The following is a 16,687-nucleotide window of genomic DNA, read 5'->3' on the forward strand; positions in this document are numbered from 1 at the left end:
CGGCCAATTCGTGACTGATGTCAGACAAATGTGTCATGCGAGGAAATTCTCTGCGTCACAGCGGGACCCCGGGCGCTCCCGGTGCGATACTGGATTGCACTGGATCGGATTCAAGGGGACGGAATGATCCTAGATACGGCAACACTGCGGGTTGCCTTCGCGGCGATGGCCCTGATTCTCGCGCTGCTGTTCTACTTTTCAACCTTCCGCAGCACCCGCTCGCCCTACAGCGCCTGGTGGTGCGCCGCCCTGCTCCTGTTCCTGTCCGGCTCGGCGGCCTTCCTCCTCAACGGCACGCCGCAGCAGGTCTGGGCCAATCCGCTGGGGGACGTCCTGCTGGTGTCCGGCGCGGCAGGGGTCTGGGCCGGCGCGCGTTCGCTCCGGAACCTGAAGCACAACCTCTGGCTGTCCGTCACGCTGCCGGTGATCGTGGGCGCCGCCGCCGCGGTCGACAATCCGGGATCCAATACATGGGCCGGTGGTGCACTCTTCCTGGCGTCCATGGCGGTGCTGATTGGCTTGGCTTCACATGAGCTGTGGCGGCTGGAACCCGGGTACTCCCGGGTCAGGATCCCCATGGCCATCGCGGCGGGCGGAGTGGCATTTTTCTACTTGTGCCGTCTGGTGGTGTTCCTCATCGAAGGGCCCAACGGTCCTGTCTTTGCAACGTACTTCGGGTCCGCAGTGACCACGATGGTCACGATGGTGCTGCTAGTGGTGGTTTCCTTCAGCATGGCGGGGCTGAGCACCGAGCAGCAGACCCGGGCGCTGCGCACGGTCGCCACCCAGGACGGGCTGACGGGCCTCCTGAACCGCAGTGCCTTCCTGGAGGAGGCGTCCGAGGAGCTGGGACGCAGCAAGGCTGCCAACAGCGGCGGCTCGCTGATCCTGGCGGACCTGGACCACTTCAAGTCGGTCAACGACACCTTCGGCCACGCGGCGGGAGACCTTGCACTGCGGGCGTTCGCCCAGGCGTGCAGCGCATCGGTCCGGTCCACGGACCTTGCCGGGCGCTACGGCGGCGAGGAGTTCATCCTCCTGCTTCCTGGCGCGGGCCCCAAGAGTGCGGAAATCATTGCGAGTGAAATCAGCAGGAGGCTGGCAGAGCAGCACATCCCCGAACTGCTGCGGATGCCGACAGTCAGCTACGGCATTTCCACCTATAACGCGAAAACCGCGGACCTCGACGAGGTGATCGCGGCCGCGGACGTCGCTCTTTATGAGGCGAAATCACAGGGGCGGAACCGCACGGTCAGAGGCTGAAGCGGAGATGGCGCGGCTCCTGCCCGCTTAAAGCAGGCGCCGGATCTTAAAGCAGGCACCGGATCCGGAATGCATGGGGGACAATCCGGACCCGGAGATCCTGACTCGCAGCCGGAGTCTGCGGTCTTCATCAGGCGTAGCCAGTGTGTTCCCTACTCCTTGTAGAAAGGTGGGAGCACCTTGGGGGGCCGTGTTCCGCCGCCCCCAAGGCAGCGGAACACGGCGGTTTTTCAGCTCTGCTAGGCCGCGCGCACGAACGTGACGGGACCGGTGGCCGTGAGCCAGGACAGCGGGTGGGCCATGGTGGCGTTGATGCCGTTCATGCCACCGCTGATGACCTTGCCGCCGCCGGCGTAGATCGCCACGTGGCCGGACTGCACAATCATGTCGCCGGGCTGCGGGGTGGAGACAACCCTGCCGTGGCCCAGGAACTGCATCGGCGCGAGGTCACCCACATGGATGCCGGCGGCACCGAGGGCCTTCTCCACCATGGCGGTGCAGTCCTGCGTGATGCCGATCTGGGCGTAGGCGGACGCCAGCATGGTGGCGTTGACGCCTGCGGCGGCCTTGGCGGGGGCCTTCGGCGCGGGAGCCGCAGCCTTAACGGTGACCTTCGGTGCGGGCGCGGGCGCGGGTGCGGCGGCTGCGGCCGGCGCGGCTGCAGCCTTGGCGGGCGCAGCAGCCGGGGCGGCAGTGACGGGGGCGGCGGCAGGGGCCGCAGCTTTCTTCACGGCCGGCTGTTCGACGACAGGCGCTGCCACCACCGGAGCGGGGGTGGACTTGACCGCGGGGCGCTCAAAAGCGATCTTGACGCTGGAGGCGGCGCTCAGGGGAGCCTGGACCTGTCCGGCCGTCGCGGGGGCGCCGGCGGGAGCCTTGGCCTGCGGGGCCGGAGCGTTGGCGGCATTGGCTGCGACGCTGCCGGTGAAGGCCAGGCCGGATGCTGCAAGGATGACCGCAGCACGGCGGCCAGAAATAAAGCGGAACGACATGAAGAAGCCTCTCCCGATGCCTGCGAGGTGAGCTGTCGGATTCGGATGGGAGGCACCCGGCCGCGGTCCTGAGCGTGGTCAGGAACTGTGCGGCTTCACCCCCAAGGCCCGCTTCAAGCGGGCCGAAAAGTGGTTTCCCCGTCTCTGCCGGACATGGGTCTTCGAATGGTTCCTCGGGCTGCGGCAGAGTTAGGCAATCAGCGCGGGAGTGCCTCGTCGGTGAAGAAGGCACGTTTTCCACCGTACGGGAGGCTTTTCCGAATGTCACATTAAGGTAACGGGACCGTGTCGTTTCCTGCCATGCTGATCCGCGTCAGGTAGGGGGCGTGGGAGTCATGAAGTGATAATGCTCACTCTGCGGCGTTGAGCTTCCCGGCCAGACGTTCGCGCATCTGGGTGCTGGCTGAGTTGAGGCCGATCAGTTCCACCTCACGGCCGTGCCTGCGGTACTTCTCCGTGACCGCGTCCAGCACGGCGATGGTGGAGGCATCCCACAGGTGCGAGGCGTGCAGATCGATCACCACCTTGTCGATGTCAGGCTCGGCGTCGCCGGCGTAGTTGAACTGCGTGTAGAGGTCGTTGGAGGAGGCGAAGAACAGCTCGCCGTCCACCGTGTAGGTGGCTGCAGTCCGGCCGTTGAGCTCCACTTCCGTCCGCTCCACGGTGGCAAAATGGGCCACCCGGCGGGCGAACATCGCCATCGCCGCCAGAACCCCGACGCCGACGCCGATTGCCAGATTGTGGGTGACCACCACCGTGCCCACGGTGATCAGCATGACGGCGGTTTCCGACTTGGGCATCCGCTTCAGGGTGGCGGGCGCCACTGAGTGCCATTCGAAGGTGATGGCCGAGATGAAGATCATCACCGCCACGAGGGCGGCCATGGGGATGAGGCCCACGATGTCGCCCAGGGTGACTACCAGCACCAGCAGGAAGACGCCGGCGAGGAACGTGGACACCCGGCTCCGCGCGCCGGAGCCCTTGACATTGATCATGGTCTGCCCGATCACAGCGCAGCCGCCCATGCCGCCCAGGAACCCGGTGATGATGTTGGCCACGCCCTGGCCCCAGGATTCGCGGGTCTTGTTGGACCGCGTATCGGTGATGTCGTCCACGAGCTTGGAAGTCATCAGGGATTCCAGCAGCCCCACGAGCGCCATGGACAGCGAGAACGGGGCGATGGTCTGGAAGGTTTCCCACGTCAGAGGCACCTGCGGGATGAACAGCGTGGGCAGGCTTTCCGGGAGTTGGCCCTTGTCCTGGACGGTGGGGACGTCGATCCCGGCGACCACGGCGAGGACCGTCAGGAGGACGATGGCCACCAAAGGCGACGGCATCGCCGTCGTAATCCGGCGGAAGCCGATGACGATCAGCAGGCCGGCGGCGACCAGCGGATACACGGGCCAGGGGACCCCGATCAGTTCCGGCAGTTGGGCCATGAACACGAGGATGGCCAGCGCGTTCACGAAGCCAACCATCACCGAGCGCGGGATGAAGCGCATGAGCCGGGTGACGCCCAGGACGGCGAGCAGGATCTGGAAGATCCCGGCGAGGATCACCGCGGAGATCAGGTGGTCCAGCCCGTGGCTGCGCATCAGCGGCGCGATCACCAGCGCGACGGCGCCTGTTGCGGCCGAGATCATGGCGGGCCGGCCGCCAACGAAGGAGATGGTCACCGCCATGGTGAAGGAGGCGAACAGCCCGATCCGGGGATCCACTCCGGCGATCACGGAGAATGCAATGGCTTCCGGAATGAGGGCGAGGGCCACCACCAGTCCGGCGAGGGCCTCGGTCTTGAGGCGCCGCGGGGAACGGAGCGTGGCCCGGACGGACTGGAGCTGTTCGGGCTTCATGAAAACTCTATTTCTTCGTCTGGCGGTAGCGCTCGATCTGCTTCAGCCGCCGCAGGAGGCTGTCGCGCCGGGGGTGCGGGACGGCGTCGGGCGCCTCGGCGGTGAGGTCAATGTGTTTGGTGCCGTACTGCCACAGCAGGAGGTCATCCAGCAGGCGGTCCGGGCCGGGGGAGTAGCGGTGGTCCAGGGCCCTGCGGACCTCGGTGATCCGGTTGGCGCTGAGCAGTCCGGCAAGCTGGACGGTCTGCTTGAGTCCGTGGGCCGCCAGGAGTTCGGCCGCCCATCCCCAGTCGTCATCTACTTTACGGTCTACGTGCGGGAGCAGGGTACGCCAAACGTCGCGGATGCGGTTGGGAGTGAGCTGCGCCGCGCCCTCGCCGTCCACGTCCCAGTAGCTGCGGACCTCCTCGTAGCGTTCATGCAGGTCGGCGAAGGCGGTCTCCACCGTCTCCAGCATGGCGGCGGTGGCGGTGAACTGGCGGTCGAAGTGCGGCGTCCATGCCCGCGGGTCCTCGGCCTTGAAGCGGATGTCGTGCTCGATCTCGCTCCACGCGTGCGCGAACACGGTGCGGATCTGGCATTCGAAGAAGTAGCTGCCGTTGGGCGGGACTTCGGCGTTGAAGACCTGCTGGTAGTTCTTCACGACGTCGTTCTGGATGGTGCGCAGGATCAGGTGCCGGCTGGAGTAGCCGTATGTTCCGGATTCGATCGAGCCAATGTCCTTTTCCCTGTCGCCACGGCAGTCGAAGAGGTGCCGCTGGCGCTTGATCAGGTTGGCCACCAGGGCGTTCTCCGCCGGCAGCTTGGTGATGACGCGCACGCCCACCATGTCGTTGAGGGTGCGGAACGGGTCCGGGAACTTCAGCAGCCTCGGGCCGCCCTCCTCCAGCGGTTCCTCGGTCCGGGCGATCTTCTCGCGGAAGGAGTCGACCGACTTGGTCCGGCCGGTGACGAAGAGCGGCGTGACCTCGGTGTCCTTGAGCATGGTCCGCAGTATCTGCAGGACTTCCCTGGTGACAAGCTTCAGGGCAGGCCGGACGCGCTCATAGAGTTCCACGTTTTCCTGCACGGAGTCGCGCTGAGTGACATCCAGGCGATCCCAGTTGCTTGCCATGGATCAAAACTATCAAGGCGGTGCGGCAGCGGCACCGGTGACACCCCCGCCACTGCAGCCCCTTCTGCCCCACGGGAGCGGCGTCCATGTAGGCTCGGAGCATGGCTGTTGTGCGCCGCTGTGCCCTGCAACCCCGGACCCCGGGCGCGCGGGAGGTGGCAAGGAGGGGCCCGGCGCTCCGTTCGAAGGATCCTAGGAGGATGCAGTGAAGCGGCAGAAGTACCACTACGGTGACCACCCCAGCCAGTGGGGCGAGCTCTTCCTGCCGGAAACACCCGCCTCACGCAACGGCAAGCAGCCATCGACGCGCGGCATCGTTGTGGTGATCCACGGCGGCTACTGGCGCTCGCAGTACGGCGCTGAACTGGGCGAGCCGCTGGCCAAGGACCTCGCGGCGCACGGCATCGTGGCCTGGAACCTGGAGTACCGCCGCGCGGGCAACGGCGGCGGATGGCCGCGGACGTTCGAGGATGTCCTCGCCGGGATCGACAAGCTCCGTGATGTGGCCGGCGAGCACGACCTCGACCTGAACCGCGTGGTGGCGCTGGGTCACTCCGCCGGCGGGCACCTGGCCGTCTGGGCGGCCGGCCGGGACCGGCTTGCGGGACTCGGCGCTGCCGACGCCGACCGGCAGGTCGACCGCAACCTCAACGGTGAGGCCGTCCACCTGGCTGGCGTAGTCAGCCAGTCCGGGCTGCTCAACCTCGCCCAGGCGGAATGGCTCGACCTCAGCAACGGCGCCGTCAGCAACTTCCTGGGCGGTTCCGCCGAAAGGTACCCCAAACGCCACAAGTACGCCGACCCGATGAGCGCCGTGCCGCTCCCCATTCCGGTGTACGCGGTCCACGGGCTTGATGATGACACCGTACCGGTGAGCCAGTCGGAGGCCTACGCCACCGCCGCCCGCGCAGCCGGGGCGCCAGTCCAGGTGGTCAAGGTCCCGGGCGACCACTTCTCGCTGATCGACCCGAAGGCGCCGTCCTACCGTAAATGCCGCGAGCTGGTGCAGGAGCTGCTGCAACTCTAGGTGCCTCGCCGGAAGCCGGGAACTCCTCCGCCATCCGTTCGTTGCTTTGACGTGGGGTTAGGAGTGCGTGCACTCCGGCGGTAAGTATGCTTATCATCTACCGCAAAGCTCGCAGACGTCGCAACGGAGGAATATTGAACCTGGCCCGCAACGTGCCACGCCTGTCCCGCGTGGCCCTGCGCCCCGCGATGCGGACGCCGGTTGCTAGCGGCACCGGCATGGTGGACTCTTATAGTTGGGGGACAGTCAATATGTTTCGATCATGGGTTTCACTAGGAGATACACATGGGTGAGCCCGGCAGGAAGCGGACAGCATGATCCGGCTCCGCAAATTGGCGCGCGCGGCGTCTGTTCTGACCACCCCCCTTGCGCCGGAGGACATCCTCGCGCTCTTTGACCCGGTATTCTCCGCCCGGCAGCTGCGCGGGGTGGTCACCAAAGTGGTCCCCGAAACTCCGGATTCAGCCACCATCCATTTCCGGCCCGGCCGCGGCTGGAAGGCCCATAAAGCCGGCCAGTGGGCACGGATCGGCGTGGAGCTCGACGGCGTCCGGCACTGGCGGTCCTATTCGCTCAGTGCCCCGGCAGGGGAGGATCCCGCCATCACCGTGAGCGACATGGGTGCCGTGTCCGGCGTCCTGGTCCGCAACACCCGGCCCGGGGACGTCCTGTTCCTGGCGCCGCCGCAGGGCGACTTTGTCCTCCCCGAACATCCGCGGCCTCTCCTGATGCTCACCGCCGGCAGCGGCATCACCCCCGTGATGTCCATGGTCCGCACGCTGGTGCCGCACCGCCCCGACGCCGATGTGGTGCTGATCCATTCCGCCCGCAGGCCGGAGGACAGCATTTTCCGTGAGGAACTTTCCGAGCTCGCGGACCAGTTCCCCAACTTCCGCGTAACCCACTGGTTCACCGGTGAGCGCGGCCGGATGGACTTCGCCTCGGCCGCCGGGCTGGACAGCCTGTGCCCCGACTGGCGCCGCCGCGCTGCGTACGCCTGCGGCCCGGAAGGGTTCCTCGATGACGCAGAAGCCCTGTGGGCCGCCGAAGCGGCCGCCCATCCCAAGGACTCCCGGTCAGCCCGCGCCGAAGGAGCCACCGGCCCCTTCGCGGCGGACCCGGTCAACCTCATCATCGAACGCTTCAACACCAGCCTGCTGGCAGGTGCTGGGCACGACGGCGGCCTGGTCACGTTTGAGGCCTCCGACCGCGAGGTTGAGGCCGACGGCGATACCCCCCTTCTTGACGTCGGCGAAGACGCCGGGGTCCTCATGCCCAGCGGCTGCCGCATGGGCATTTGCCACAGCTGCCTGCTGCCCCTGCGTGCAGGGCAGGTCAGGGACCTGCGCACCGGCGAAGTCCACGGTGATCCGGGCCAACTAATCCAGACGTGCGTTTCGGCAGCCGCCGGACCCGTTAACCTCGACATCTGAGGAGCATCACCAGCATGACTGCAATATCCGATCGCACAGCCGCGACACCGAAGTCCACCGCCGGCGTCTCCACGGACAAGCCGGTTACCAAACCGCGGCCGGGGGCACTGGCCGCCTCGGGCCGGCCCACCGTGCGCCCGCCCGCCGCCGCACACCTGTCCGACGAGCAGGTGGCAGAGCTCGGCCGCGAGCTGGACGCCATCAAGGATGAGATCCTCGCCAAGCGCGGAGCCTCCGACGCCGCCTACATCCGGCGGGTGATCAAGATCCAGCGCGGGCTGGAAATCGCGGGGCGCGCGACGCTGCTGGCGAGTCGGAACAAGGCCGCCTGGGTCACGGGAACCAGCCTGCTCAGCCTCGCCAAGATCCTGGAAAACATGGAGATCGGCCACAACATCCTCCACGGCCAGTGGGACTGGATGCGCGATCCGGACATCCACTCCACCACGTGGGAATGGGACTTCGTGACCCCCGCGCGTTCATGGCAGCACACCCACAACGACCTGCACCACCGCTGGACCAACGTGGTGGGCAAGGACAACGACGTCGGATACAACCTGCTGCGCATGGACGAGGACCAGCCCTGGACCCCCCGCGCCCTGGGCAATCCGCTGTACAACGCGATCCTGGCCCCGATTTTCGAATGGGGCATTGCGGTCTACGACCTGGAGCTCGTCGACTACAAGGAGGGCAGGAAGAGCAAGGAGGCCATGACCCGCGACCTCAAGGCCCTCGGCGTCAAGGCCCTCAAGCAGTTCACCAAGGACTACGCCGCCACCCCGGCCGTAGCCATGCTCACCGGCTCGGGCAAGCAGGCCCTTATGGGGACGCTCACCGCCAACGCCGTGCGCAACGTCTGGGCCCACGCCGTGATCTTCTGCGGGCACTTCCCCGAAGGGACGGACACGTTCACGGAGGAAATGGTGGAGGGCGAGACCCGCGGCGACTGGTATGTCCGCCAGATGATCGGCTCGGCCAACATCTCCGGCTCCAAGTTCATGCACATCATGACCGGAAACCTGTCCCACCAGATCGAGCACCATCTGTTCCCGGACCTGCCGTCCAACCGGTACGGGGAGGTTGCGCCGAAGGTGCAGGAAATCTGCCAGCGCTACGGCCTGCCGTACACCACCGGGCCGCTGCTGAAGCAGGTGGGGTCCTCATGGGCGAAGGTCTTCAAGCTCGCGCTGCCGGGAAAGAAGGCTTAGCAGCCTAGCTTTCGGACAACTTCCTTCGGAAGGACCCGGGCGCCGGGCGGCGTTCTCTGGCAGAGTATGAGCATGCTCACTGTTATCGGCGAGGGCCTCGTTGACGTGGTCCAGCGCAGCTCCGGAATCGAAGCCCATGTGGGCGGCAGCCCGCTCAACGTCGCGGTCGGGCTCGCCCGCCTGGGGCACCCGGTGCAGTTCGTCGGCCGGTACGGCCGGGACGCCTACGGTGAGTCGGTGGCCGCCCACCTGCGGGCGAGTTCCGTCATGCTCCCGCAGGCCCCGGACGGGCTGCCCACCAGCGTCGCCACCGCACTGGTGGACGACGACGGCGCCGCCACCTACACGTTCGACCTCGCCTGGGAGCTTCCCGGCCTGGCGGAACGGCTGCCGTTCATGCTGCAGGGGACCACGCTGCTGCACACCGGTTCCATCGCCACCATGCTGGCGCCCGGCGCCGCGGAGGTGCTGGCCGCCGTCGAACATGCCCACCCGGCGGCGACCATCAGTTTCGACCCCAACTGCCGTCCCAGCATCATCACGGACGCCGATTACGCCCGCCGGCAGGCGGAGAAGTTCGTGACCCTCGCGGACATCGTCAAGGCCTCCGATGAGGACCTTGCCTGGCTCTACCCCGGCGCGGACCCGCTGGAGTCCGCGCGCCGCTGGCTGCAGCTTGGCGGCTCCGAGGGGCCGGCCATGGTGGTGGTGACGCGCGGCGCTGCCGGGCCGTGGGGCATCACCGCCGCGGGCGAGGCCGAGTTCGCCGCGCCCCGCGTGGAGGTGGCGGACACCGTTGGCGCCGGGGATTCCTTCATGGCCGCGCTGCTGTCCGGCGTGGTGGACCGCGGCTTGGCTGGCGCCCAGAACCGGGCCGACCTGCGCGCGCTCCCGGCCGAGGGGCTCACCGCCCTGCTGGCCCACGCCTCCCGCGCGGCGGCGGTGACCGTGTCCCGTGCGGGCGCCAATCCACCCACTCGGGCGGAGCTCAACCACATCGAAGCAGTAGCAGCAGAGGAAGCCGAAGTTCCCACCATCTGAGGAGCAGCCATGACATCGCCGGGCCCGTATTCCAACCTGCCGGACGTCCCAACGTTCGGACTCACCAGCCGGTCCTTCGAGGATGGCGGGACCCTGCCGCCGCCGCAGCGCAGCGGCAGGATGCACGCCGGCGGCGCCGACGAGTCCCCGCAGCTGAGCTGGACCGGGGCGCCGGACGGGACCAGAAGCTACGCCGTGACCGTGTTTGACCCGGACGCACCGGGCGCCGGAGGGTTCTGGCACTGGGCGGTCCTCAACATCCCGGCGGATGTCACGTCGCTGGCGGAGGGCGCCGGGGCCGAGGGCGGCCCGCAGCTCCCGCCCGGCGCGGTGCAGTTGAAGAACGACGGCGGCTTCCGCGGCTACCTGGGTGCGGCCCCGCCGCCCGGGCACGGCCGGCACCGCTACGTCGTCACGGTCTATGCGCTGGACGTGGAGGAACTGCCGGGAGGGACAGGGGCGAAGCCCGCAGGCCTGGGATCCGACCTCGCCCGTCACCTGCTGGGCACGGCGACGCTCACCGGCGTGTACCAGCGCTAGGGCCGCCAGCAGCAGGCAAGCTCAGCAGCAGCGGATAGAACTATTGGGTGCTGGACCGCATGAAGGATCAAGGAACTGCCGGTCCGGACGGAGCTCGTGGACCCCGAGCTGGTAGTCAGGGCATCGACGGCGTCCCCCGCCTGACCTGCGCAGGCAAGGGGCCGCCGTCGTTCTCTAGGCCGGAGCCTTCAGGTCAGAGCGCGCCCTGCGCGCTGGTGCCGGCGGGGATTGCGGCCAGCCGCGTCACCTCCACCGGCTCCGCCAGGAGTCCCTCGAGGGAGGCGTTCAGGCGCTTGACGGGGTCGCCGGCGCCGTGGGCATCGAGGAGCTCGGCGCTTTCCCACTTTTCGATCATGACGATCTGGCCGTTCGGGGCTTCGTGGATGGCGTACAGTTCGCAGCCAGGCTCCTCGTGGACCTCCGCGATGGCGGGGGAGAGGGCGGCCACAACGTCGTCGAAGGCGCCTTCCTTGGGCGTGAACATGGCGGTGACAACTACGGTCATGGGTTTTCCTTTTCCTTATCTGGTTGCGGACTTGCTGGTGGCGAGGCGGACCGGTGCCGCGCAACTGCTGCGCGGCACGAAATCCGCCATCACTTCGATGGTCCTGGCCCCTGCGGGGAGCCGGCCCTGCATCCGTCCGAGGACGAGTTCCAGGGAATGCACCGCGAGCATGCCGATTGGTTGCCGGATCACGCTGAGCGGGGGGCTTGTCAGTTCGGTCCACGGGTTGTCGTCAAAGACGATAACCGAGAGATCGTGGGGTATCCGCACGCCCATCTGGACGAGGCGCCGGACTGAGCTCTGCACCTGGGCGGTATTGGCGACGATGAGCCCGGTAGGGGCGTCCGGGGACGCCAGGAGGGACCCGACGGCGTCGCCCCCGCCGTCTCCGCGGAAGGGGACGTCCCGGACCAGCATGGGGTCGAGGCTTATCGAAGCGCTTTCGAGGGCGGCCCGGTAGCCGCCGATCCGGGAACGCCCGGTGGACGTGCTCGCGGGGCCGGTGATGAGGGCTATCCGCTCGTGGCCCAGGGCGATGAGGTGATCGGTTGCGCGCCTGGCCGAGTCGGAGTTCTCGATGCTGACGACGTCGACGTCGCTGAGTTCTGCAATGGCGCGGTCCACGAAAACCACGTTCACCCCGAGGTCCCGCAGGCGGTCCCATTTCTCGACATTTCCGCCCGTTGGCGTGGCGATGACGCCGCCCACCGATCGGTCCAGGAGCGTGTCCAGGGATTCGGCCTCAAGGTGCGGGTCCTCCTGGGTGGTCATCACCACCACCTGCACGCCGTGGCTGCGGGCCTCCCACACCACGCGGTCCGCCAGCTGGGCGAAGAACGGGTTGGCGAGGTCCGTGACCACCAGTCCGACGGTGAGGGCATGGCCCGCGCTCAATTCACGGGCCGCGGCGCGGGGGCGGTACCCGAGTTCACTGATCACATTCAGGACCTGTTCGCGCTTGGCCGGAGCGACCGGGCCGGAATCGGGGTTCAGCACCCGCGACACCACGGACACCGAGACCCCCGCCGCTGCCGCCACATCGCGGATAGTGGGCGCCTTCTTCAATGCTCCTCCTTGCGGCCGGTGGGGTTCACCGACATCTGTTGACACAGCTTAACACTGACTGGTACAAAAGTGGAACCGATTCCACTCGGTAACCCAGATCACAGCAGCTGCGACGAAGAGGTGCTCCACCGCCCCCACGGTGTGAGGTTGGCTCTCGTCGGCCAGACATCAATCAGAAAGATCCCCCATGAACCTTCACAAGCTTCTTAGCGACCGCGAGAACCAGGGCCGTCCCATTCGTGTGGGCCTCATCGGGGCCGGCCGGTACGGCACCATGTACCTCGCCCAGGCAAACAACATCCCTGGCATCCACGTTGTGGCCATCGCTGACATCAATGTGAAGCGGGCCGAGGGCGCCTTCGAGCTGGTCGGCTGGCCCCAGAACCAGATCGCCCCGGACATCGCCACCGCGCTGGAGAACCGCTCCACCGCCATCGTGGCAAACGCCGACGAGCTGTTCGACGTCGACATCGACGTCATCGTTGAAGCCACCGGCAACCCGATCGTCGGCGTAAAGCACGCGCTGCGGGCCATCGAAACCAAGAAGCACATCATCATGGTCACCGTCGAGGCGGACGCCCTCGCCGGCCCGGCCCTCGCCAAGCGCGCGGAAGAGGCCGGCGTCGTCTACTCCATGGCGTACGGCGACCAGCCCGCCCTCATCATGGAACTGGTGGACTGGGCCCGGACCAGCGGCTTCGACGTCGTATGTGCCGGCAAGGGCGCAAAGTACCTCGAGCACTACCACGAGATGAACCCGGACAACGTCTGGGAAAACTGGGAGTTCTCCAAGGAGCTCACCGACTCTGGCCAGCTCAACCCGTACATGCACACTTCCTTCCGTGACGGCACCAAGGCATCAATCGAGATGGCCGCCGTCGCCAACGGTGCCGGCCTCACGCCGTCGGACTCCGGACTGAGCTTCACCCCGGGAGACGTGGAAGAGATCGCCACCATCTGCCGCCCGGCCGACGTCGGGGGCGCCCTGGCGCACGAGGGAAGCGTGGACGTCATGTCCAGCGTCAACCGCGACGGCAGCTGGATCAGCCACAACACCCAGGAAGGCGTGTTCGTCGTCGTCAAGGCCACGAACGGCTACGTCTCCGGCTGCTTCAACGAATACCCGTGGCACCCGGACCCCACCGGCCAGTACGCAGCCCTGTACCGCCCGTACCACTACGTGGGCCTCGAGCTGAACATGTCGATCGCCAACGCAGCACTCCGCGGCATTGCCACCGGCTCGCCCATCGGCTTCTTCGGCGACGTCGTCGCCACCGCCAAGAAGGACCTGAAGGCCGGCGAATTCCTCGACGGTGAGGGCGGCTTCACCGTCTGGGGCAAGCTCGTCTCGGCCAAGCACTCAGTCGAAATCGGCGCCCTGCCGGTAGCACTGGCCCACCACGTCGAGCTGCGTGCCGACATCGCCAAGGGCGCAACGGTCCGCTGGGAAGACGTCATCATGGACGAGTCGCTCGCCCAGGCCCTCGAGCTGCGCCGCGAAACCGAGGCGCTTGTTACCGAAGCCGCGCTGACCTCCTAATTCATCCAGCAACCCACAAGACTCCTTCCAATGAAGAAAGGCATCACATGAAATCGAAGACCCGCGCCCTCACCGGAGTGCTGGCATGCACCCTCGCCGCCTCCGTCCTCGCCGGCTGCGCGTCCGGGGCGCCCGGCGGCGGCTCGCCGGTGGCCAAGATCCAGCTGTCCATCCCGGACCCGCTGACCTCCTCGGTGGGTGTCTCGGCCCAGCACTTCGCCGACCAGGTGAAGAAGACTTCCAACGGTTCGGTGGTTGTCACGGTGGTACCGAACGGTACGAGCTTCAGCGGCGACCAGAACGCCGCCGTCACGAGGCTGCAGGGCGGGTCGCTGGACGCGCTGATCCTGTCGACGTCGGTGTACGCGTCTGTGGTGCCCGAAATGAACGCAATCAGCATTCCCTACCTCTTCGATGACACGAAGGAAGAAGCTGCGTTCCTGGCGGGCAAGCCCGGCGAGGTCCTCAAGGAAAAGCTCAAGGAGAAGAACACCGTCGCCCTGTCCTTCCTCACCCGGACCGGACGCCAGATCACCAACTCCGAACGTCCCATCGAAAAGCCCGCGGACCTGAAGGGCCTGAAGATCCGCGTGCCGGGCAACCCGTTGTGGACGGACTTCTTCGGCAAGCTGGGCGCAAGCCCCACCACCATGGCGTTCTCCGAGGTCTTCACCGGCCTGCAGACCGGCACGATCGACGGCCAGGAAAACCCGATCGAGGTGCCCTGGACCAACAAGTTCTCCGAAGTCCAGAAGTACGTCTCGCTGACGCACCACATCAACGACGCCTGGGTCCTGGCCCTGTCCTCCAAGAAGTGGGACTCGCTGAACGAGGACCAGAAGAGGGTCCTGACGGACGCCTCGGCCGAGACCGCCACCTTCAAGACGGAGTACGACACGGAGCAGTCGGAGAAGCAGCTGGCCGAGCTCACCGCCAAGGGCATGAAGGCCAACGAGCCCACCGCCGCGGGAATCGAGGAGTTCAAGGCCGTTTCCAAGAGCCTCTACCCGGATTTCTCGAAGCTGATCGGCAAGGAGTTCTTCGACCAGGCCGTCGCCGCCGCCAAGTAACCCCTCTCGAGGGCCGGCGCGCCGTCCGGGCGCCCCGGCCCTCGAACACACCACCCCCGCAAACAGCATCCCCGCACTCAGCATCCCGCTCTCAACGATGACAGTCTGGAAAAACATGGAACACACACTCGCCCCCAAGGAGCTCGAAGAGGTCCTTCCCTCCGATGCGGAAGAGATCCTCCACCACGGGCACGTCCCGCCGCGCTGGAGCGGAGCGGTCTGGCTGGATAAGGCCCTGGAATGGACCGTAGGCGCGGCCATCCTCGCCGAACTCATGGTTATCCTGCTGAACATCATGGTCCGGGTTGTCACCGGGGATTCCGTGCTGTGGACGCAGGAAGTCTCCGAGATTGCCCTGCTCACCATCGCCTTCATCGGTGGTGCCATCGCCTACCCCAAGGGCGCCCACATGTCCGTCCAGGCACTGGTGATGCGCCTGCCGGCGAGCTGGAAGCCGTATCTTGCGGCCCTCGTGGACTGCCTGGTCTTCGTCATGAGCGCCGGCTCCCTCGCCCTGTTCATTCCCACCCTGGTCCAGCAGCTCGAGGAAAAGACGCCGATCCTCCAGCTGCCGGTCTTCTGGGTTTCGCTGCCCTTCGCGCTGGGCATGGTGCTCATCGCCTGGTTCGCCGTCCTCAAGCTCTGGCGGCAGCCGCGCCGCGCGGTCCTGATCGGCGCCGGCATCACTGCGGTTATGGCCGCGGCGGTTCTCTTCGCCCAGCCGCTGTTCTACTACGCCTCGCCCAACCTGATCCTCGGCGTGGTGCTCGTTGGCCTGTTCGCCCTGCTGTTCCTTGGCCTGCCGATCGCCTTCGTGCTGGCACTGGCCTCGGGCATCTACCTTTACCTGGGCGGCATCTCTGAGGTCAGCGCGATCCCGATCGGCATGGCATCAGGCGCCAAGGGCTTCGTGCTGCTGGCCATCCCGTTCTTCATCCTCGCCGGAACCGTCATGAACTCCGCCGGCCTGACCCTGCCGCTCGCCAAGCTGGTGGACGCGCTCATCGGACACCTCCGGGGCGGCCTGCTCCAGGTGGTCGTCGTGACAATGTACATCTTCTCCGGCATCTCCGGCTCCAAGGTTGCCGACGTCGCCGCCGTGGGCACCACCATGCGCGGCATGCTCGAGGAACGCAAGTACCCGCGTGGCGAGGTGGTGGCGGTGCTGTCCGCCTCCGCCATCATGGGTGAAACCATCCCGCCGAGCATCGTCCTGCTCATCCTCGGTTCCATCACCACCATCTCCACCACCACACTGTTCCTGGCGGGCTTCGTTCCCGCCGCGTTCCTGGCCCTCGTGGTCATGGGCCTCGTCTTCTTCCGGGCCCGCAAGCAGGGGGGCGTGTCCAGCCCGAAGGCCACCTGGCGTGCACGCGGCTCGGCCACCTTCTTCGCCATCCCGACGCTCCTGCTTCCGGTCGGCATGGTGGTGGGCATCCTCAGCGGCTTCGCCACCCCCACGGAGGTGTCCTCGGTCGCCGTCGCCTACGCCTTCGTCCTCGCCGCCGCGTACCGGCGCGGCAGCAAGAAGCTGCTGGGCGATACCCTGCGGGAAACCACGACGACGGCGGGCATGGTCCTGTTCATCATCGCGGCAGCCTCACCGCTCGCCCAGACGCTTGCGCTCGCCGGTGTGTCCCAGCAGATCCACGACCTCATGTCGGGCCTCGGCGACTCGCCGGTACTCTTCATGCTTTTCACGATCGTGCTGCTGGTCATCATGGGCCAGCTGCTGGAGGGCCTGCCGGCCGTGCTGATCTTTGCGCCCCTGCTCCTGCCGATCGCCACGGATTTCGGCGTGAACCCGGTGCAGTACGCCATGGTCCTGATCATCGCCATGGGCATCGGTTCATTCGCCCCGCCGGCCGGCGTCGGCTTCTATGTCGCCTGCGCAACGGGCCACGAAACGGTGGAAAAGAGCCTCAAGCATTTCTGGCCGTACCTCATCGCGGTGTTCCTCGGGCTGCTGGTGCTTGCCGCCGTTCCGTGGTTCAGCACCTTCCTGCCCGCCATGGCCGGCCTGATCCCCTTCTAAC

Annotated in this window: 14 protein-coding genes and 1 riboswitch; of the genes, 9 read left to right on the top strand and 5 right to left on the bottom strand. The window is 66.9% G+C overall.

Annotated features, from left to right (window positions below; genetic code table 11):
* Positions 1 to 123: 123 nt before the first annotated feature.
* Entirely contained in the window at positions 124 to 1,263 is a 1,140-nt protein-coding gene (locus ACHMXB_RS18265; RefSeq protein ID WP_395400690.1) for a diguanylate cyclase, read from the top strand.
* A gap of 239 nt (positions 1,264 to 1,502) precedes the next feature.
* Here ACHMXB_RS18265 and ACHMXB_RS18270 read toward each other — a convergent pair whose 3' ends face one another.
* The 3 genes from ACHMXB_RS18270 to ACHMXB_RS18280 form a co-directional block, all read right to left on the bottom strand.
* Entirely contained in the window at positions 1,503 to 2,255 is a 753-nt protein-coding gene (locus ACHMXB_RS18270) for an NlpC/P60 family protein (protein ID WP_395400692.1), read from the bottom strand.
* Positions 2,256 to 2,258: 3 nt separating this feature from the next.
* Positions 2,259 to 2,461, bottom strand: a riboswitch (cyclic di-AMP (ydaO/yuaA leader).
* A 144-nt stretch (positions 2,462 to 2,605) separates the two neighbouring features.
* Complete coding sequence (locus ACHMXB_RS18275) at positions 2,606 to 4,108, bottom strand: SulP family inorganic anion transporter (protein WP_395400694.1); 1,503 nt, start codon at positions 4,106 to 4,108, stop codon at positions 2,606 to 2,608.
* 7 nt (positions 4,109 to 4,115) lie between these two features.
* The gene (locus ACHMXB_RS18280; RefSeq protein WP_395400696.1) at positions 4,116 to 5,222 is read right to left on the bottom strand and encodes a GTP pyrophosphokinase family protein; all 1,107 of its coding nucleotides are present in this window, start codon (positions 5,220 to 5,222) and stop codon (positions 4,116 to 4,118) included.
* A gap of 205 nt (positions 5,223 to 5,427) precedes the next feature.
* On the opposite strand from ACHMXB_RS18280, the gene ACHMXB_RS18285 reads away from it, so the two are divergent.
* The 5 genes from ACHMXB_RS18285 (at position 5,428) to ACHMXB_RS18305 (ending at position 10,471) form a co-directional block, all read left to right on the top strand.
* Positions 5,428 to 6,249, top strand: a complete 822-nt coding sequence (locus ACHMXB_RS18285; protein ID WP_395400698.1) for an alpha/beta hydrolase — start codon at positions 5,428 to 5,430, stop codon at positions 6,247 to 6,249.
* 314 nt (positions 6,250 to 6,563) lie between these two features.
* Positions 6,564 to 7,682, top strand: coding sequence for a ferredoxin reductase (locus ACHMXB_RS18290; protein ID WP_395400700.1), 1,119 nt, complete (start codon positions 6,564 to 6,566; stop codon positions 7,680 to 7,682).
* 14 nt (positions 7,683 to 7,696) lie between these two features.
* On the top strand, positions 7,697 to 8,890 hold the full coding sequence (locus ACHMXB_RS18295) for a fatty acid desaturase family protein (RefSeq protein ID WP_395400702.1): 1,194 nt from the start codon (positions 7,697 to 7,699) through the stop codon (positions 8,888 to 8,890).
* Between the two features lie 72 nt (positions 8,891 to 8,962).
* A complete protein-coding gene (locus tag ACHMXB_RS18300) occupies positions 8,963 to 9,931 on the top strand; it encodes a carbohydrate kinase (protein ID WP_395400704.1) in 969 nt (322 codons plus the stop codon).
* Positions 9,932 to 9,940: 9 nt separating this feature from the next.
* A complete protein-coding gene (locus ACHMXB_RS18305; RefSeq protein WP_395400706.1) occupies positions 9,941 to 10,471 on the top strand; it encodes a YbhB/YbcL family Raf kinase inhibitor-like protein in 531 nt (176 codons plus the stop codon).
* A 193-nt stretch (positions 10,472 to 10,664) separates the two neighbouring features.
* On the opposite strand, the gene ACHMXB_RS18310 is transcribed toward ACHMXB_RS18305, so the two are convergent.
* Together ACHMXB_RS18310 and ACHMXB_RS18315 are read right to left on the bottom strand one after the other, a co-directional pair.
* On the bottom strand, positions 10,665 to 10,976 hold the full coding sequence (locus ACHMXB_RS18310) for a putative quinol monooxygenase (RefSeq protein ID WP_111904192.1): 312 nt from the start codon (positions 10,974 to 10,976) through the stop codon (positions 10,665 to 10,667).
* Between the two features lie 15 nt (positions 10,977 to 10,991).
* Positions 10,992 to 12,041, bottom strand: a complete 1,050-nt coding sequence (locus ACHMXB_RS18315) for a LacI family DNA-binding transcriptional regulator (protein ID WP_395400708.1) — start codon at positions 12,039 to 12,041, stop codon at positions 10,992 to 10,994.
* 187 nt (positions 12,042 to 12,228) lie between these two features.
* Between ACHMXB_RS18315 and ACHMXB_RS18320 the strand changes: the two genes are divergently transcribed.
* The 3 genes from ACHMXB_RS18320 (at position 12,229) to ACHMXB_RS18330 (ending at position 16,686) form a co-directional block, all read left to right on the top strand.
* Positions 12,229 to 13,581 (top strand): NAD(P)H-dependent oxidoreductase, encoded by a 1,353-nt coding sequence (locus ACHMXB_RS18320; protein ID WP_395400710.1) that lies wholly within the window; start codon positions 12,229 to 12,231, stop codon positions 13,579 to 13,581.
* A 47-nt stretch (positions 13,582 to 13,628) separates the two neighbouring features.
* Positions 13,629 to 14,651 carry a DctP family TRAP transporter solute-binding subunit gene (locus tag ACHMXB_RS18325; protein ID WP_395400712.1) on the top strand — a complete coding sequence of 341 codons (1,023 nt, stop codon included), beginning with the start codon at positions 13,629 to 13,631 and terminating at the stop codon, positions 14,649 to 14,651.
* A gap of 115 nt (positions 14,652 to 14,766) precedes the next feature.
* Positions 14,767 to 16,686, top strand: coding sequence for a TRAP transporter large permease subunit (locus ACHMXB_RS18330; protein WP_395400714.1), 1,920 nt, complete (start codon positions 14,767 to 14,769; stop codon positions 16,684 to 16,686).
* The last annotated feature ends 1 nt before the right edge of the window (position 16,687 follow it).

Source organism: Arthrobacter sp. UC242_113 (genome assembly GCF_044054585.1).
Taxonomy (GTDB): domain Bacteria; phylum Actinomycetota; class Actinomycetes; order Actinomycetales; family Micrococcaceae; genus Arthrobacter.